Source organism: Micromonospora sp. RL09-050-HVF-A (assembly GCF_019374995.1).
GTDB lineage: Bacteria > Actinomycetota > Actinomycetes > Mycobacteriales > Micromonosporaceae > Micromonospora > Micromonospora antibiotica.
On sequence record NZ_JAGKQP010000002.1, the window covers coordinates 5,072,240 to 5,088,055 of the forward strand.

Annotated in this window: 20 protein-coding genes; 9 read left to right on the top strand and 11 right to left on the bottom strand. The window is 73.2% G+C overall.

Annotated features, from left to right (window positions below; genetic code table 11):
- The first annotated feature begins 28 nt into the window (after positions 1 to 28).
- Genes J7462_RS22475 through J7462_RS22485 form a run of 3 tightly spaced genes read left to right on the top strand, consistent with a single transcriptional unit; the run spans position 29 to position 3,664 of the window.
- A complete protein-coding gene (locus J7462_RS22475; RefSeq protein WP_219466172.1) occupies positions 29 to 496 on the top strand; it encodes a DUF4442 domain-containing protein in 468 nt (155 codons plus the stop codon).
- Between the two features lie 49 nt (positions 497 to 545).
- On the top strand, positions 546 to 1,295 hold the full coding sequence (locus tag J7462_RS22480) for a beta-phosphoglucomutase family hydrolase (protein WP_219466175.1): 750 nt from the start codon (positions 546 to 548) through the stop codon (positions 1,293 to 1,295).
- Positions 1,292 to 3,664, top strand: a complete 2,373-nt coding sequence (locus J7462_RS22485) for a glycoside hydrolase family 65 protein (RefSeq protein WP_219466178.1) — start codon at positions 1,292 to 1,294, stop codon at positions 3,662 to 3,664. Before J7462_RS22480 ends, J7462_RS22485 begins: the two co-directional genes overlap by 4 nt.
- Positions 3,665 to 3,823: 159 nt before the next feature.
- Here J7462_RS22485 and J7462_RS22490 read toward each other — a convergent pair whose 3' ends face one another.
- The 3 genes from J7462_RS22490 to J7462_RS22500 all read right to left on the bottom strand — a co-directional run bounded on the left by J7462_RS22490 (position 3,824) and on the right by J7462_RS22500 (position 4,944).
- Positions 3,824 to 4,003, bottom strand: coding sequence for a hypothetical protein (locus tag J7462_RS22490; protein ID WP_208565644.1), 180 nt, complete (start codon positions 4,001 to 4,003; stop codon positions 3,824 to 3,826).
- Positions 4,004 to 4,234: 231 nt separating this feature from the next.
- A complete protein-coding gene (locus tag J7462_RS22495; protein WP_279632642.1) occupies positions 4,235 to 4,582 on the bottom strand; it encodes a co-chaperone YbbN in 348 nt (115 codons plus the stop codon).
- Positions 4,552 to 4,944, bottom strand: a complete 393-nt coding sequence (locus J7462_RS22500) for a MerR family transcriptional regulator (RefSeq protein WP_219466188.1) — start codon at positions 4,942 to 4,944, stop codon at positions 4,552 to 4,554. The genes J7462_RS22495 and J7462_RS22500 overlap by 31 nt, the downstream gene beginning before the upstream one ends.
- Before the next feature lie 153 nt (positions 4,945 to 5,097).
- Between J7462_RS22500 and J7462_RS22505 the strand changes: the two genes are divergently transcribed.
- The gene (locus tag J7462_RS22505) at positions 5,098 to 5,754 is read left to right on the top strand and encodes a dienelactone hydrolase family protein (protein WP_219466191.1); all 657 of its coding nucleotides are present in this window, start codon (positions 5,098 to 5,100) and stop codon (positions 5,752 to 5,754) included.
- Between the two features lie 147 nt (positions 5,755 to 5,901).
- Here J7462_RS22505 and J7462_RS22510 read toward each other — a convergent pair whose 3' ends face one another.
- Entirely contained in the window at positions 5,902 to 7,071 is a 1,170-nt protein-coding gene (locus J7462_RS22510; RefSeq protein WP_308290988.1) for an AI-2E family transporter, read from the bottom strand.
- Between the two features lie 323 nt (positions 7,072 to 7,394).
- On the opposite strand from J7462_RS22510, the gene J7462_RS22515 reads away from it, so the two are divergent.
- The 3 genes from J7462_RS22515 to J7462_RS22525 all read left to right on the top strand — a co-directional run bounded on the left by J7462_RS22515 (position 7,395) and on the right by J7462_RS22525 (position 9,219).
- The gene (locus J7462_RS22515; protein WP_219466194.1) at positions 7,395 to 7,577 is read left to right on the top strand and encodes an antitoxin; all 183 of its coding nucleotides are present in this window, start codon (positions 7,395 to 7,397) and stop codon (positions 7,575 to 7,577) included.
- Between the two features lie 184 nt (positions 7,578 to 7,761).
- A complete protein-coding gene (locus J7462_RS22520) occupies positions 7,762 to 8,970 on the top strand; it encodes a cytochrome P450 (protein ID WP_219466206.1) in 1,209 nt (402 codons plus the stop codon).
- 18 nt (positions 8,971 to 8,988) lie between these two features.
- The gene (locus J7462_RS22525; protein WP_208565648.1) at positions 8,989 to 9,219 is read left to right on the top strand and encodes a ferredoxin; all 231 of its coding nucleotides are present in this window, start codon (positions 8,989 to 8,991) and stop codon (positions 9,217 to 9,219) included.
- 52 nt (positions 9,220 to 9,271) lie between these two features.
- Here the strand turns inward: J7462_RS22525 and J7462_RS22530 are convergent, their stop codons facing one another.
- The 5 genes from J7462_RS22530 to J7462_RS22550 all read right to left on the bottom strand — a co-directional run bounded on the left by J7462_RS22530 (position 9,272) and on the right by J7462_RS22550 (position 12,335).
- Positions 9,272 to 9,874 (bottom strand): hemerythrin domain-containing protein, encoded by a 603-nt coding sequence (locus J7462_RS22530; protein ID WP_219466207.1) that lies wholly within the window; start codon positions 9,872 to 9,874, stop codon positions 9,272 to 9,274.
- 218 nt (positions 9,875 to 10,092) lie between these two features.
- A complete protein-coding gene (locus J7462_RS22535; protein WP_219466212.1) occupies positions 10,093 to 10,518 on the bottom strand; it encodes a TIGR03618 family F420-dependent PPOX class oxidoreductase in 426 nt (141 codons plus the stop codon).
- A gap of 54 nt (positions 10,519 to 10,572) precedes the next feature.
- Positions 10,573 to 10,932: a YkvA family protein gene (locus J7462_RS22540; RefSeq protein ID WP_219466215.1), complete on the bottom strand. Its 360-nt coding sequence runs from the start codon at positions 10,930 to 10,932 to the stop codon at positions 10,573 to 10,575.
- A 78-nt stretch (positions 10,933 to 11,010) separates the two neighbouring features.
- On the bottom strand, positions 11,011 to 11,808 hold the full coding sequence (locus J7462_RS22545; protein WP_219466218.1) for a hypothetical protein: 798 nt from the start codon (positions 11,806 to 11,808) through the stop codon (positions 11,011 to 11,013).
- 152 nt (positions 11,809 to 11,960) lie between these two features.
- Entirely contained in the window at positions 11,961 to 12,335 is a 375-nt protein-coding gene (locus J7462_RS22550) for a hypothetical protein (RefSeq protein ID WP_219466220.1), read from the bottom strand.
- Positions 12,336 to 12,575: 240 nt separating this feature from the next.
- Here J7462_RS22550 and J7462_RS22555 point away from each other — a divergent pair, with 240 nt between their 5' ends.
- Positions 12,576 to 13,178 carry a lipocalin family protein gene (locus tag J7462_RS22555; protein ID WP_219466223.1) on the top strand — a complete coding sequence of 201 codons (603 nt, stop codon included), beginning with the start codon at positions 12,576 to 12,578 and terminating at the stop codon, positions 13,176 to 13,178.
- A 247-nt stretch (positions 13,179 to 13,425) separates the two neighbouring features.
- On the opposite strand, the gene J7462_RS22560 is transcribed toward J7462_RS22555, so the two are convergent.
- Positions 13,426 to 13,776, bottom strand: coding sequence for a helix-turn-helix domain-containing protein (locus J7462_RS22560; protein ID WP_219466227.1), 351 nt, complete (start codon positions 13,774 to 13,776; stop codon positions 13,426 to 13,428).
- Between the two features lie 211 nt (positions 13,777 to 13,987).
- On the opposite strand from J7462_RS22560, the gene J7462_RS22565 reads away from it, so the two are divergent.
- Entirely contained in the window at positions 13,988 to 14,722 is a 735-nt protein-coding gene (locus J7462_RS22565) for a carbonic anhydrase (protein ID WP_208565656.1), read from the top strand.
- Between the two features lie 65 nt (positions 14,723 to 14,787).
- Here the strand turns inward: J7462_RS22565 and J7462_RS22570 are convergent, their stop codons facing one another.
- Positions 14,788 to 15,813 carry a hypothetical protein gene (locus J7462_RS22570; protein WP_219466230.1) on the bottom strand — a complete coding sequence of 342 codons (1,026 nt, stop codon included), beginning with the start codon at positions 15,811 to 15,813 and terminating at the stop codon, positions 14,788 to 14,790.
- Positions 15,814 to 15,816: the final 3 nt, after the last annotated feature.

The window sequence follows — 15,816 nt, forward strand, 5'->3', positions numbered from 1 at the left end:
GTTTTTACCGGCGGGTAACCTCGGGGTCATGACCATCGACTCCCGCGAGGTGGCGGCCGGGGTGCTCCGGGCCGTCCCGTTCGCCCGCACGCTCGGCTTCGAGATCGTCGAGGTCGCGCCCGAGGCCGAGGGTGGGGTCCGGGCGGTCGTCCGGCTGCCCGACTCGCCGGCCACCCACAACCACGTCGGCGGCCCGCACGCCGGGGCCATGTTCACCCTCGGCGAGACCGCCTCCGGCGCGGTGGTGATGGCCGCGTTCGGGCAGGTGCTCGACCGGGCCGTGCCGCTGGCCGTGCGGGCTGACATCGCGTACCGGCGGGTGGCGATGGGGGAGGTGCGGGCCACCGCGCGGCTCGGTCGCACCCCGGCCGAGGTGCTCGCCGAACTGGACGCCGGGCAACGCCCCGAGTTCCCGGTCGCGGTGGAGATCGGCACCCCCGACGGCACCGTCACCGCCACCATGACCGTCCTGTGGACCCTGCGCCCGCACCGCTGACCCGCGTGGCGGGGGTTTGCCCGGTGGGGGCGGTGGATAGATTCGTAGCGTGCTGGGCCTACCTGCTCATGTGACCGCCTGCCTCTTCGACCTCGACGGCGTGCTGACCCAGACCGCCAAGGTGCACAACGCCGCCTGGAAACAGACCTTCGACGACCTGCTGCGCCGGCACGCCGAGGCCGGCGGCGAACCGTTCCGGCCGTTCGATCCCGGCCCGGACTACAACCGCTACGTCGACGGGAAACCGCGCGCCGACGGGGTGCGCTCGTTCCTCGCCTCCCGGGGCATCACCCTGCCCGAGGGGAGCCCTGACGACCCGCCCGACGCGGACACCGTCAACGGCGTCGGCAACCGCAAGAACGTCGTCCTGCTGGACCGGATCCACCACGACGGCGTCGAGGCGTACCCGGGCTCGGTGGCCTACCTGAAGGCGGCCGAGCAGGCCGGGTTGCGCCGCGCGGTGGTCTCGGCCAGCGCCAACTGCCGCGACGTGGTCGCCGCCGCCGGCCTGGAACCCCTGCTGGAGGTACGCGTCGACGGGCTGGTCGCCCGCGCCGAGGGGTTGCGCGGCAAACCGCACCCGGACACCTTCCTCGCCGCCGCCGAGCTGCTCGGGGTGGCCCCCGCCGACGCGGCCGTGTTCGAGGACGCGCTGGCCGGGGTGGCCGCCGGGCGGGCCGGTGGCTTCGGGCACGTGATCGGGGTGGACCGGGCCGGCCAGGCCGACGAGCTGCGCGCCCACGGCGCCGACGTGGTCGTCACCGACCTCGCCGACCTGCTGACCGGGCCGGCCGCATGATCCGGGAACGCGCCTATCCGGTCGAGCCGTGGCACATCCGGGAGACCCGCCTCGACATGGACGTGCTGGCCCAGTCCGAGTCGGTGTTCGCGCTCTCCAACGGTCACATCGGGCTGCGGGGCAACCTCGACGAGGGTGAGCCGCACGGCCTGCCCGGCACCTACCTCAACTCGTTCTACGAGCTGCGTCCGCTGCCGTACGCGGAGGCCGGGTTCGGGTTCCCCGAGTCGGGGCAGACCATCGTCAACGTCACCAACGGCAAGCTGATCCGGCTGCTCGTCGACGACGAACCCCTCGACCTGCGCTACGGCGAGCTGCTCAGCCATGAACGGGTCCTCGACCTGCGGGCCGGCACCCTGCACCGGGAGATGCACTGGCGCTCGCCCGCCGGCCGGGAGGTGAAGGTCCGCAGCACCCGGCTGGTCTCCTTCACCCAACGGTCGGTCGCCGCGATCCACTACGAGGTGGAGGCGGTCAGCGGCCCGCTGCGGCTCATCCTCCAGTCCGAGCTGGTCGCCAACGAGAACCTGCCGGCGCAGAGCCGCGACCCCCGGGTCGCCGCCGTGCTGGAGTCGCCGTTGCAGGCCGAGGAGGAGCTGACCACCGACGACGGCGGGCTGCTCATCCACCGCACCAAGGTCAGCGGGCTTCGGGTGGCCGCCGGGATGGGCCACGACGTGGACGCCCCGGGCAAGACCACCATCGAGTCCGAGGGGTACGAGGACTGGGTCCGGACCACCATCGGCTGCGTGCTCCAACCCGGCGAGACGATGCGGGTGGTCAAGTTCTTCGCGTACGGCTGGTCCAGCCGACGCTCGCTGCCCGCCCTGCGCGACCAGGTCGGCGCGGCGTTGGCCGCCGCCCGGCTGACCGGCTGGGACGGGCTGCACCGGGAACAGCGCGAATATCTCGACGGGTTCTGGGACGCCGCCGACGTCCGGGTCGAGGGGGACCCGGAGGTGCAGCAGGCGGTCCGGTTCGGACTGTTCCACGTGCTCCAGGCCGGTGCGCGGGCCGAACGCCGGCCGATCTCCGCCAAGGGGCTCACCGGCCCGGGCTACGACGGGCACGCGTTCTGGGACACCGAGATGTTCGTCCTGCCGGTGTTGACGTACACCCAGCCGGGGGCGGTCCGCGACGCCCTGTACTGGCGGCACGCCACGCTGGAGCAGGCCCGGGAGCGGGCCCGCACGTTGAACCTGGCCGGGGCGGCGTTCCCGTGGCGCACCATCGAGGGCCCGGAGTCCTCGGCGTACTGGCCGGCCGGCACCGCCGCCTTCCACATCGCCGCCGACATCGCCGACGCGTTGCGCCGCTACGTCCTGGTCACCGGTGACGATCAGCTGGAACGTGACATAGGTCTGGAACTGCTGGTGGAGACCGCCCGGCTGTGGCGCTCGCTGGGCCACCACGACCGCAACGGCCGGTTCCACCTCGACGGGGTGACCGGCCCCGACGAGTACACCGCCGTCAAGAACGACAACATCTACACCAACCTGATGGCGCAGCGGAACCTCCTCACCGCCGCCGACTGCGCGATGCGCCTGCGCGACGAGGCGCTCGACCTGGGGGTGACCGAGGAGGAGGCGGCCGAGTGGCGGGACGCCGCCCAGGCCATGCACGTCCCGTACGACGAGGACCTCGACGTGCACGAGCAGGTGGAGGGCTTCACCCGGCTCCAGGAGTGGGACTTCGCGCACACCCCGACCGAGAAGTACCCGCTGCTGCTGCACTACCCGTACTTCGACCTGTACCGCAAGCAGGTGGTCAAGCAGGCCGACCTGGTGCTGGCGATGCACTGGCGGGGGGACGCCTTCACCGACGCGCAGAAGCTGCGCAACTTCCTCTACTACGAGCGGCGTACCGTGCGCGACTCGTCCCTGTCGGCCTGCACCCAGGCGGTGCTCGCCGCCGAGGTTGGGCACCCCGAGCTGGCGCACAGCTACCTGCGGGAAGCCGCGCTGATGGACCTGCACGACCTCAACGAGAACACCCGCGACGGCGTACACATGGCGTCGTTGGCGGGGGCCTGGATCGCGTTGGTGGCCGGGTTCGGTGGGCTGCGCGACCACGACGGCGAGCTGTCGTTCGCCCCCCGGCTGTCCAGCGGGTTGAGCCGGTTGGAGTTCTCGTTGCAGTGGCGGTCGATGCGGCTGCGGGTGGACGTCCGGCCCCACCAGACGACCTACTCGCTGCGCAACGGTGGCCCCGACACGGCCCTGGAGCTGCGACACCACGGGGAGACCGTCCGGGTCACCTCCGCCGCGCCGGTCACCGTACCCGTGCCGCAGACCCACGAACGGACCCCCGCGCCGGAACAACCACCCGGCCGGGCCCCGCTGCTGCGCCTTCCGGAGTCCCGCGCCTGATCCCGTCCGGCCCGGCCCGGCCGGGTCGTGCCCGTCGACCGGTCGTGTCCGGTCGTGCCGGACCGGTTCGATCGTGGAGAGTTCTTGTCGCGGGAGCGACAAGAACTCTCCACGATCACGTGCCTGGTGCCCTCCCTCGACCCCGAAGGCCCCCGGGGCTCAGAACTGGGGGCCGTCGGAGGGGCGGCCACCGGCATCGCGCGGTGCGACCGCCCGTGGGTCGTCCGGGGTACGCGCCTGAGCCGCCTCGTCCGCCCAGTCGAGGTTGCGCTCGGCGTCCTGTTCGGGGCGTTCCTGCTCGATGGTCCGGGTCTGCTGACGTGTCTTCCGCTTGGCCATGGCGAACCTCGTGATCCGTGCGGGGCGCTGCTGCGCCGGTGCCGACGTCACGCGCGTCTTCCCGCCCGCCGCCCCCGCAAACGCCGTCCCCGCTCGCCACCGCCACCCTGCTACCGCCCGCCGACGTCGCCGGCCACCGCCATCGCCATCGCCCGCCGACGTCGCTGTGCCCCTACCACCGCCGCGCGCCGACGTCGCCGGACAGCGCCGTGGACGCCGCCGGTCCGGTGTTCAGGCGTCGAGGTGGCGGGTGAAGGCGAGCCGCAGGTGGTTCTTCGGACGGGCGCCGACGATCGAGCCGACCACCTCACCGCCGACGAACACCAGCATGGTGGGCAGCGACATCACCCCGTAAGCCCGGGCGGTGGCGGGGTTGGCGTCGGTGTCCACGGTGACCACCCGCAGCCGGTCGCCGAACTCGTCGGCCAGCTCGGCCAGGTGTCGTGAGGTCCCTACGCAGGGCGGGCACCAGTCCGCCCAGAAGTCGACCACCACCGGCCGGTCGGCGGCGAGCACCGTGTCGGCGAAGGTCGCGTCGGTGACGGCGGTCAACTGTCCCGCTGCCGTGTCCTGAGGCATGTTTCCTCCCGTTGGATGATCGCCTGGGTGAGTTGGTCGTGCAGCTGCCGCCGTACCGTGCCCAGCTGGTCGAGGTAGGCGTCCACCTCGGCCAGCTTGCGACGCAGCACGGCGACCGAGTCCGGGCAGACGTCCCCGGAGGCGTGGCCGGCCCGCAGGCAGGCCACGAACGGCCGGATGTCGTCGAGGTCGAAGCCGACCGCCAGCAGCGCCCGGATCTCGTGCACCACCCGCAGCTCCGCCTCGTCGTACACCCGGTAGCCGTTGGCCGAGCGGCGTGGCCGGACCAGCCCGCGCGTCTCGTAGTACCGCAGCGTGCGGGTGCTCGTTCCGGCCCGTTCCGCCAGCTCACCGATCAGCATCCGACCTCCTCGGCGGAGTTCCTGGCGTCACGCTAGACCTTGTCGCCGGTGTCAAGGCAACGGGCGGACGCGGCGCGGGTGGGGGCGGCGTGGGTGAGAGCGGTCGCCGGGCGGGTAACCGCCACCGACCGCACGGCGGAAAGGAGCAACACCATGGGGGTACGCGCCGAGGCGACGGTGCCGCTGCGGGACGCCCGGTTGCCGGCCGACGTCGACGGGCCGGACGACGCGGTGGGAGTGGTGCTCTTCGCCCACGGCAGCGGCAGCTCCCGGCACAGCCCACGTAACGTGGCGGTGGCCCGGGTGCTGCAACGCCGGAGGCTGGTGACGGTGCTGGTGGACCTGCTCACCGCCGAGGAGGATGCGGTCGACGCCCGTACCGCCGAGCTGCGCTTCGACATCGAACTGCTGGCCGGTCGGCTCGCCGGGATCGTCGACTGGCTCGCTGCCGAACCGGCGCTGGGCCGGCTGCCGGTCGGCCTGTTCGGGGCGAGCACCGGTGCGGCCGCCGCCCTGGTGGCCGCCGCCGCACGTCCGCAGCGGGTCGCCGCAGTGGTGTCCCGGGGTGGTCGACCCGACCTGGCCGGGCCGGCCCTGGCCGGGGTACGTGCGCCGACGTTGCTGCTGGTGGGCGGCCTCGACGAGCAGGTGATCACGCTGAACGAACAGGCCGCCGGGCTGCTGACCGGCCCGCACGAGTTCCGGGTGGTGCCCGGTGCCACCCACCTGTTCGAGGAACCGGGCACCCTGGACGAGGTCGCCGACGCCGCAGCCGACTGGTTCAGCCGCCACCTCCCCGTCCCGGCCTGACCGCTCCCACCGTGACGATCCTGGGTGGCTGTACCGCTGACGATCGTGCTCGATCCATGGTGCGGCGGGCTCGGATCAGGCGGAAGCCGCTACGACACGGATCGAGCACGATCGTGGCCCGACGGTGTGGGGTGCCGGATCGGTGGGTCAGGCGGGGGTGGCGGGTGACTCGTCGTCGTGGCGGTGGTGCGGGCGGTCTTCCGGCGGGGCCGACGCGACCTGCTCCCGGTGCCGTTGGACGGTGTCGACCACCCGGTAGGCGACCGCCGCGATCGGCACCGAGACGAACGCCCCCGCGATGCCGGCGATCAGGGTGCCCGCCGTGACCACCACCAGGATCACCGCCGGGTGCAGCTGCACCTGCCGCTTCATGACCAACGGCTCCAGCAGGTTGCCCTCGATCTGCTGGACGGCGATCACCGCAGCCAGCACCAGCAGCGCCGTGGTCGGACCGTTGGCGGCCAGCGCCACCAGCACGGCGACCGCGCCGGCGACCGTCGCCCCGATGATCGGTACGAAGCCGCCGAGGAACGTGATCAGCGCCAGCGGCAGCGCCAACGGCACCCCGAGCAGCACCAGCGCCAGCCCGATGCCGAGCGCGTCGATGGCCGCGATGAGCATCGTGCCCCGGCTGTACGCGCCGAGGGTGCGCCAACCGGCCCGACCGGCCTCGGCGGTCACCGCCCGGTTCGGGCCGGTCATCCGACGCAGCACCCAGTGCCACATCGACCGGCCGTCCTTCAACAGGAAGAACAGCAGTACCAGGGCGAGTAGGGCGGAGCCGACCGCCTCGGCCGCCGTACGGGCCCCGCCGACCGGGTCCGGGGCGCTGCCACCCAGGCCGTCGCGGACCTGCTGGACCAGCTTGTCGAGTTGGGCGTCACTGACCGGCAGGGTCCCGGTGACGAAGTCGCGGGAGCGTTGCAGGCCCTCGTCGAGCTGCTGGCTCAGCTCCCCGAACTGGGCGGCGGTCAGGTTCCACACCAGCACCCCCACCCCGACCAGCACCCCGAGCAGCAGCAGGACGCTCAGCAGCGCGGCGAGCGCGGCCGGTACCCGCAGCCGGCGCAGGGCCAACAGCACCGGGTCGAGCAGCGCGGTGAGGAAGAAGGTGACCGCCACCGCGATCGCCAGCGGCGCGAGCAGCACCGCCACCTTCCCCAGCAGGTAGCACCCGAACACCACGACCACCAGGCAGGCGCTCCAGACCACCGCCGTGCGGACCAGCCAGGGCAGCGCCGCCCAGGCCTGCCGTGGGCTGGGGCGGGCACCCGCAGCCGTCACTTCGGGCGTACGCCCGGTACCGTCCTCGACCACGTCGGATCCTCCTCGGTCTCGGCGGGGTCGATACCCGACCCGGTCGGCCGCGACACCCGGTGGCTCAACGTCGTGCCGACCGGTGGGTTCCGCTCAGGACGGTCGCACCCGGTCGGCCACGCCCAGCAAGGGTGACGCCGGCACGCTGTCGCCGCACGGTGCCGTCCGGACTGTCCTGTCGCGCCGCTCAGCGGGGGTGTCGTGCCGGTCCCTGGTGGTGCGGTCGACCCGCCGGGCGCTGTGGTCCGCCCGCTGCCGCCGCGCTGCGGTGTTTGTGCCCGGGCGGACGGGGAACGCAACAGGCCGACGACGAGGAGGACACCATGAGCGACTTCATGAACAAGGTCAAGGATTTCGCCGACAAGCACGACAAGCAGGTCGACCAGGGCCTGGACAAGGCCGGCGACTTCGCCGACGAGCGGACCGGCGGCAAGCACGACGAGCAGATCGACAAGGGTGTCGACGCGATCCAGGCGCGCACCGGTGAGGGCGACCAGGGTCGCTGAGCCGTTCCCAATGCCGGGTCACCCGTTCGGGTGGTCCGGCATTGTCGTGTCAATAGCTGCTCACCTCTGGTAACCATCGACGAGGCTCGCTACTATCCGCAGTCGGGGCATGACTCACCGTTGAGTCGTGTGGAGTGGACCGGCACGCGGCACTGCGGGCCGTCGACGAGAGGGAGCATCCCCGGTGACCGACACAACGCACGCCACGATCGCCCGGCCCTACCCGTTCAGCGATCCGCACCGGCTCGACGTCGACCCCCGTTACGCCGGGCTGCGCCGCGACGAACCGCTGATCCGGGTCCAACTCCCGTTCGGTGAGCCGGCCTGGCTGGCCACCCGGCACGCGGACGTACGAGCCGTGCTGGGTGACCTCCGGTTCAGCCGGGCCGCCGCCGTCGGGCGGGACGAGCCGCGCAGCAGCCCCTACCAGCGGGAGGCCGGCATCCTCGGGATGGACCCGCCCGAGCACAGCCGGCTGCGCCGGTTGGCGGCGAAGGCGTTCACCGCCCGACGGGTCGAGGAACTCCGCCCGCGGACCCGGGAACTGGCCGAGGACCTGGTGGCCGGGATGATCGCCGCAGGGTCGCCGGCCGATCTGGTCAGCCATGTCGCGACCCCGCTGCCGATCCGGGTCATCTGCGATCTGCTGGGCGTGCCGGTCAGTGACCAGGACCGTTTCCACACCTGGTCGGAGGCGATCGTGTCGACCACGTCCCTGCGACCGGAGGTGGCGCAGAGCTACATCGACAACCTGCTGTCGTACATGGCGGGGCTGATCGCCCAGCGGCGGGTGACCCCCACCGACGACCTGATCGGGGCGATGGTCCGGGCCCGCGACGACAACGCCGACCGACTCACCGAGGACGAGATGGTACGCCTGGCGGCGGGCCTGCTGGCCGCCGGCCACGAGACCACCGTGACCCAGATCCCCAACCTGGTCTACGTCCTGCTCACCGAGCCGGACGTCTGGCAGCGGCTGTGCGCCGAACCGGCCCTGGTGCCGTCCGCCGTGGAGGAACTGCTGCGCTTCATCCCACTCGGTGCCACCGCCGCGTTCGCCCGGTACGCCCTGGAGGACGTCGAACTCGGTGGGGTGCTGGTCCGGGCCGGTGAACCGGTGCTGGTCTCCATCCCCTCGGCCAACCGGGACGAGAGCGTCTTCCCCGACGCCGACCGGCTGGACCTCGACCGAAAGGTGAACCCGCACCTCGCCTTCGGGCACGGCCCGCACCACTGCATCGGGGCCCAACTGGCCCGGATGGAACTCCAGGTGGTCCTGGAGACCCTGCTGGCCCGTACCCCGGGCCTGCGGTTGGCGGTGCCCGAGTCGGCACTGACCTGGAAGAGCGGCCTGCTGGTCCGGGGCCTGACGGCGTTGCCCGTCACCTGGTGACGGAAGGACGGAGGACAGATGGGGGAGCACGGCTGGCGGGTGCACGTGGACCCGACCCGGTGCATCGGGGCAGGAATCTGCGCGGGCTACGCCCCGGCCCACTTCGTGCTGGTCGACGGATTGTCCCGGCCGCTGGCCGAACGGATCGATCCGGCGGACGCGGTGCTGGATGCCGCCGAGTCCTGCCCGATGGAGGCGATCGTGGTGTCCGACGCGGCCGACGACAGCCGGATCGCCCCGGGCGCCTGAGCGGGTGGTGGCCGGCCCCGGCAGGGTACCCGGAGACGGCCACCACCCCCGCTCAACCCTGCTGGTCGTGCAGCTCCGCCCTGGTGGTGGGCCGCCCGCTCAGCGCGTCCCTGATCCGGTCGACCAGGCCGGCACCGGGATTGAGCAGCCGGTTCGCCGGTGGATGGTCCGGGGCACCGGGGTGCGGGCGGGTCGGCAGGTGTCCCTTCGCCGCCTGAACCCGGTCGGCCAGTTCGACCAGCTCCTCGTGGGCGACGGCGGCCCGCAGCCGGGGAAAGAGCTCAGCCTCCTCCTCTTTCACGTGGTGCCGGATGCTCTTCGTCAGGTGGCTGATCAGCGGCTCGAAGCGGGCGTCGGACGGGTCCAGCGGCTCCAGCTCCTTCAGCGTCCGTTCGGCCACGGCGTGCTCGGCGATCTCGTATTCGGCGAGCTGGTCGCCGTCGGGCAACGCCCGGCGGGCGGTCGGGTAGACGTACATCTCCTCGGCGACCGCGTGCCGGACCAACTCGGCGATCATCACGTCGGCCAGCCGGCGACGGTGCTCGGCACTGCCCTGTCGGCTCTCCAGCTCCACGAAGATCGTCTCGATCTCGTGGTGGTCGGCGGTCAGGACGTCCACGACATCCTGACCCGTGGTGGCCTGTGCGTTGCTCATCTCGGTGCCCCTTACCGGTTGCGGGCGGATCGGCTCCTGGCGGGGCCTGTACCCACCACCGGACACCCGAACCATCACCGTCGATGAGCTGCCGGTCCCGACTTCCCGGGCCGACCCGCCGGGGACGCACCCCGGGGCCGACCTCAGGCCGGGCGACGGACGCCCGCTGCCGGTGTTGCCGCGCGGGGCCGTCCCGGCGCACAGTCGGTGGATCGGTCCTAGTCGGACGGGAGGGGCGGGAGGGAACCCAGCAGCCGGGTCACGGTGATCTCGATGACGACCCGCTCCGGGTTCGGGCGCGGCTGGCGGTAGCGCTCCGCGTACCGGCGCTCCGCCTCGGCCACCGCGTCGGGGTCCGTGCGCAGCACCGCCCGACCCTCGACGGTCAGCCACCAACGGCCGTCGAGGTGGCAGGCCGCCACCGGGACGCCGGCCGATCCGGCGGCGGCGACGTACCGGGCCTTGGCCGAACCACCGGAGGTGATCACCCGGGCCAGCCCGGCCGTCGCGTCGTAGGTCAACCCGACCGGTACGACGTGCGGCGTGCCGTCGGGACGTGGGGTGGTCAGCGTGGCCAGGTGCCGCTCCCGGCAGAAGGTGAGGACCCGCTCGTCGTGCGGGTCCAACTGGTGTCTGCCGGCCATGTCCGTTTCCCGTCCCGTGCGGGGCGTCGCCCCGGTTCAGCCCCGATCATGACATCATCCGCCCGGCCCGGCCCGACCCTGGCCGGGCGGGGAGGATGAGGCGTCGGACAGGGCACCAGGTCGGCCGGGCAGCGGCGGCCCGGCGGCCCGACGGCGTTGGGCCAGGCGACCCAGGTAGATCAGCGCACCGGCCAGCACACCCATGTCGTCCAGGTAGATCGGGTCGGGCAACACGTCGACCGGCAGGACCGTGTAGATGAGCGCGCCGTAGAAGGCCACCTTGCCGCCCACGCCCAGCGTGCCGAGCAGCCGTCGGGTGCGGATGACCCGTACCGCCAGCAGGACCGCGCCGACCAGCGTCGCCAGCGCCAGGATGCCGCCGACGACCACGAGCGCCCACATCTCCCGGGACATGCCCGCAACGCTAGCCCAGCCCGGCCCGTCGCGCCGGATTCCGTCGCCGACCCGACGGGCCGACCGGTCGCGGTCGGGTCAGTAGGCGGCGACAGCGGCCCGGCCGCGTGCCACGGTGGGGTTCTCCCGGGTGGTTTCGACCGACGGGCGCGGGCTGTCCGCCATCGGCAGCACCGACTCGGCCCGCTCCGGCCGGCGCTCCCGCGCGGCGAACGCCTCGTCCCGCAGGCTGCGCGCCGCCGCCCCGGCCAGGTCGGCAGCCCGCCACGCCGCCTGTTCCCGGGCGACCGCCGCCCGGTGCCGGGCGGCCAGGTGGTCCCGGGTGGCGCGGCGCAGCACCAGTTCCTGCTCCACGGGGTGCCGGCGCGGGTCCCAGCCGGCTCGGTGGGCGAGGGCGTCGTCGAGTTGCGCGTCCGACAGCTCGCCCCGGCGGTGTGCCTCCTCGGCGGCCCGGTGCAGCCAGCGCTCCCGGTCGGCGTACTCGGCCGGGGTCTGCCCGGTGTGCGGCAGCGGCATGGCCGCGGCGGCGGCGAGCCGACGCAGGTGCGCCTCGGCCGACTCCAGGGCCGTCCAGGCCGACTCGACCTCGTCCTGGGTGGCCAGCCACTCGGCCCGCAGCCGGCTCGCGGTGGTGCCCGCCCGGTCGGCCGCCACGGCGACCTCCTCGGCGTACCGGGTGTGCTCCCGGTCCTGTTCGGTGCGCTCCCGATCGTCGGGCAGGGCGGCGTCGCGGAACCGGCGGGCCACCGCCAGCCGGAACCGGTCGGGACGGACGACCAGGGCCGCGACGGCGACGGCCGCGACGGCGAGCAGGATCAGCCAGATTCCGGCGGCGGCGGGGACGTCGGGCAGGACGGCGGAGAAGACGGTCTGCATCACCAGCACCTCACGGTGGAACAACGATGTGGACGGACGGGGGCCCGGTCGGGGCGGGAGCTACGGGCGGCGTGTCCTCAACGGACCGGATCCGGCCGGCCCACCTCGGACCGGGGCGCGGTCGGGGACGGGGACCAGGAGGGCCGCGCCGCTCAGTGCCGGGGCGGGCCGCGCCGGCCGGTGGCGTCCCGGGCCGGGTCCGGCGTCGCCACGTCCACCCGGGCGGCGGGCCGGACCGTGGGCTCGTCGGCGGATCCGGCCGGCAGCGGCCGGCTGGGCCCGTGGGCGGGTCGCCCGGCACCGGGACGGGTCTCGGTGGACGCGTCGTCACCGGCGCAGGTGACGGCGGGTAGCTCGGCCACCCGCGAGGTCACCACGAGCGGCTGGGCGGCAGCGGCGGCCGGGCCGCCGGTGGCGGCGAACAGCCCGCCGAGGCCGACGGTGAGCACCAGGGCGGTGACCGCCAACCGGGTCAGGTCGCGCAGCCTCGACACCCAGACGGGCCGGGTGGAAGCTGGGCGGATCACCCGTCCAACCTATCCCCACCCGGCCGTGCGCGCAGCGTCGGCGACCCGATCGGGCCAGTGACCCGGGCCACGGTGTGCCCTGTGGACGGACCGTTCCCAGCAGGGATACGCGCGCTGACCTGCTCCCGGATGCATCGACGGCGATGAGAATGCCGACAGTTTCCGTCCGGTCGGTCCGGGCAATTGGCCGGCGGCGCGACATCCTGCCGCGCCGGGACCGAACAGACCGGAGGAGACACCATGGGAGTACGTCGTCAGGTCGCCGCGGCCGTCGCCGTCGCCACCGCGACGGTGCTGGCCACCGCCGTACCCGCGCAGGCCGCGCCGACCGCCGTCGACACCGGGCCACTCACCCCGGTCGCCGACGTCGACGTCGAGCGGTACGCGGGCGACTGGTACCAGGTCGCGGCCATCCCGGCGATCTTCGAGATCCAGTGCTTCAAGAACGTCAAGGCCCGGTACGACGTCCAGCCCGACGGCACCGTCGGGGTCCGCAACACCTGCCAGACCATCGTCGGCACCACCAGTGCGGTCACCGGTCGGGCCCGCAGCGAGAACCCGCCGGCCGACTCGGCGTTGACCGTGTCGTTCCTCAAGCTCGGCAGCCGGTGGCTCTACCTGGGTGGGCCGAACTACGTGGTGATCGGGCTCGACCCCGACTACCGCTGGGCGGTCGTCGGTGACCCGGACCGCAGCACCGGCTTCGTCCTGTCCCGGGAGCCGGCGCTGACCGGGGCGCAGACGACGGCGGCGAAGGCGGCGCTCACCGCCAACGGCTACGACCTCTGCGACCTCCGTACCACCCGGCAGGACGGCGGCGCGCGGGCCGGCAGCTTCTGCTGAGCCGTCCCCGGGCCGGTTCTGTCGAGCCGTCCCCGGGCCGGTTCTGCTGAGCCGTCCCGGCCTGGGGGCGCGGTCTGGGTGCCGCCACCGCGCCGTGGCCCGGATGAAGCACCGGACGCCCGACGGCCCGCCCACGCACGCACCGGGGGTGGGCCGTCGACTCGGCACCGGTCACCTGGGCTGCCGCCTGGGGCGTGGTCGCCCGGGCTGTCGCCGCCGGGTTCGGGCGGGCAGGTGGGCTGATGCCTCAGGCGTCGGTCGGGTGGGCCGTGGGCCCCGACGCCTGAGTCGGCGTGGTGGGGGTGAAGAGGGCGAGCAGGGCACCGACCTGGCGGTCGGCCTCGGCGGGGTGCCGGAAGTGACCGCTCGGGTCGATCGTGTACTCGTTGCGTCGGCCGACCCGGGTACGCCGCAGGTAGCCACCGGTCTCCAGGTCCGCCACGATGGCCTGGGCGGCCCGCTCGGTCACCCCGACCTCCTCGGCGACGTCCCGCAGCCGGGCGGTGGGGTTGCGGGCGATGGCGAGCAGCACGTGACCGTGGTTGGTGAGGAACGTCCAGTTCCGGGTGCTCCCGGTGCCGCCCGTCGTCGTCGCCATGACGTCATCGTATGGCCCGTACCTGGGAGGCCCGCCGTCGGCCGCCGGGTCGACCGTGGGCCTCGACCCCTGGTCGACATCGTGGCGACCAAAGCCTGAAACGTGGATCACGAAATCTTGACGTACCTTTCGCTGCGTGTGACCGTGGGAACACGGCCGTCGTCGCCGCCGGCCGGCGTGACCAGGTGCGATTCCGGACCGAGGTGAGGCAATGGCCCCGATCACTCCGACCCAGGCGCTGGCCGAACTACAGGCGGGCAACCGGCGTTTCGTCGCCGGGGAGCCCCACCACCCCAACCAGGGTGCCAGCCACCGGGCCGCCGTCGCCGACGGCCAGCATCCCTTCGCCGTCATCGTCGGCTGCTCCGACTCCCGGCTGGCCGCCGAGATCATCTTTGACCGGGGTCTGGGTGACCTCTTCGTGGTCCGGACCGCCGGGCACACCGCCGGGCCGGAGGTGCTCGGCAGCGTCGAGTACGCGGTGACGATCCTCGGCACCCCGCTGGTGGTGGTCCTCGGGCACGACTCCTGCGGGGCGGTGCAGGCGGCCCGGGAGGCGGCCCGTACCGGCACCCAGCCCCCGGGGCACCTCTACTCGGTGGTCGCCGCCGTCGGGCCGAGCCTGCGTCGCGCCGACCAGCAGGGAGTGCACGACATCGACGGGATCGTCGACATCCACATCGCGCAGACCGTCGAGGTGCTGCTCGGCAACTCCCCGGTGATCGCCGCCGAGGTGGCCGCCGGGCGGTGCGCGGTGGTCGGCATGTCCTACCGCCTCGCCGCCGGTGAGGTCCGCCAGGTCGCGCCGGCCCACGAGGCCGCCGCTCCCGCCACCCGGGCGGCTGCGCCCACCACCGCGGCGGCCGCTGCCGTCGTACCCGGGCCGGCCGTGCCGACGGGTGTCGACGCCGTGCCGACCGGCGAGCCCGCGGCCGTCCCCGGCTGAGGCGTACCACGCACGACGAAGGCCGCCCGGCTCAGCCGGGCGGCCTTCGTGCTGGTGAGGGCCGGCTACAGCAATGACACGTGGACGTGGTCGGTGTGGTTGGAGGGCCCGGAGTACGAACTCCAGCCGTTGGCCGGGAACCAGATCTGCCGGTTCCAGATCACGTAGTAGATGCCCAACCGGTCCGAGTTGCGGATCAGGAACGCGGCGAGGTTGTTGCCGTACATCCGGGTGTCGTTGTTGTGCCACGGGCTGAAGCCGCTCTTCTGCAACGACCAGTCGCACGCCTTGCCCTTGGGGTGCTCCCACGGCCCGCCGGGGCGGTAGCAGCCGACGAACCGGTTGAAGCCGGCCCGCTTGACCTCCTTGTACATGTGCAGCGTGCGCGGGGTGATGCAGCCGGACGTGGTGGGGTCGTTCTCGCTGCACGACTCGCCGCGCCAGTCGCCGTCGGCCGTCTGGCCCGGGGCGATCCGGGCGACCGGCGAGGTGGCGTCGACCAGGCCACCGGTGAAGCCCCGACCGCCGACCAGGGCGAGCGCCTTGTCGGCCTCGGTCTTCTTCTTGGCCATCAGGTTGGTCTGCTTCTGCTGCTCACGGACCTCGGTGTCGACGGCGAGCTTGGCCTGCTCGGCACGCTTCTTGACCTTGTTGACCTCGGCCAGCTTGCCGGCGTTGACCATGTTCAGCTCGTCCAGGGCGGCGGCCCGCCGGACGAAGGTGTCCGGGGCGTTGCTCTCCAGCAGCGCCGCGACCGCGCCGACCCGACCCGTCCGGTACGACTGGGCCGCGATCTCGTTGACCTGCGGAGCCAACGCCGCCAGCTCCTGCTCCGCCTTCTCCACCTCGATGGCGTACTCGAGTTGGCGCTTCTTGGACTTCTCCAGCCGGTTCTTCGCTGCCGAATACTCCCGGTTCGTCGCCTCGATGACGTCGGTGAGCAGCTTCGGCTCCTCGTCCTCCTCGTGCCCCGAGGGGGTGGGCGCGTTGGGTGCTGCCGCCGCGGGGGAGGCGGCGGGCCCGGCGACCAGCGCCAGGGCGGCGAGCACGGCCACCACCGGAGTCCACCAGTGGCGTAGGGGTGCCGTCACAGT

Excerpts from the sequence above, each read along its gene's own strand:
- J7462_RS22475 (WP_219466172.1), top strand. The coding sequence starts at position 29 with ATGACCATCGACTCCCGCGAGGTGGCGGCCGGGGTGCTCCGGGCCGTC.
- J7462_RS22485 (WP_219466178.1), top strand. The coding sequence starts at position 1,292 with ATGATCCGGGAACGCGCCTATCCGGTCGAGCCGTGGCACATCCGGGAG.
- J7462_RS22490 (WP_208565644.1), bottom strand. The coding sequence starts at position 4,003 with ATGGCCAAGCGGAAGACACGTCAGCAGACCCGGACCATCGAGCAGGAA.
- J7462_RS22495 (WP_279632642.1), bottom strand. The coding sequence starts at position 4,582 with ATGCCTCAGGACACGGCAGCGGGACAGTTGACCGCCGTCACCGACGCG.
- J7462_RS22500 (WP_219466188.1), bottom strand. The coding sequence starts at position 4,944 with ATGCTGATCGGTGAGCTGGCGGAACGGGCCGGAACGAGCACCCGCACG.
- J7462_RS22505 (WP_219466191.1), top strand. The coding sequence starts at position 5,098 with ATGGGGGTACGCGCCGAGGCGACGGTGCCGCTGCGGGACGCCCGGTTG.
- J7462_RS22515 (WP_219466194.1), top strand. The coding sequence starts at position 7,395 with ATGAGCGACTTCATGAACAAGGTCAAGGATTTCGCCGACAAGCACGAC.
- J7462_RS22525 (WP_208565648.1), top strand. The coding sequence starts at position 8,989 with ATGGGGGAGCACGGCTGGCGGGTGCACGTGGACCCGACCCGGTGCATC.
- J7462_RS22530 (WP_219466207.1), bottom strand. The coding sequence starts at position 9,874 with ATGAGCAACGCACAGGCCACCACGGGTCAGGATGTCGTGGACGTCCTG.
- J7462_RS22535 (WP_219466212.1), bottom strand. The coding sequence starts at position 10,518 with ATGGCCGGCAGACACCAGTTGGACCCGCACGACGAGCGGGTCCTCACC.
- J7462_RS22540 (WP_219466215.1), bottom strand. The coding sequence starts at position 10,932 with ATGTCCCGGGAGATGTGGGCGCTCGTGGTCGTCGGCGGCATCCTGGCG.
- J7462_RS22545 (WP_219466218.1), bottom strand. The coding sequence starts at position 11,808 with ATGCAGACCGTCTTCTCCGCCGTCCTGCCCGACGTCCCCGCCGCCGCC.
- J7462_RS22555 (WP_219466223.1), top strand. The coding sequence starts at position 12,576 with ATGGGAGTACGTCGTCAGGTCGCCGCGGCCGTCGCCGTCGCCACCGCG.
- J7462_RS22560 (WP_219466227.1), bottom strand. The coding sequence starts at position 13,776 with ATGGCGACGACGACGGGCGGCACCGGGAGCACCCGGAACTGGACGTTC.
- J7462_RS22565 (WP_208565656.1), top strand. The coding sequence starts at position 13,988 with ATGGCCCCGATCACTCCGACCCAGGCGCTGGCCGAACTACAGGCGGGC.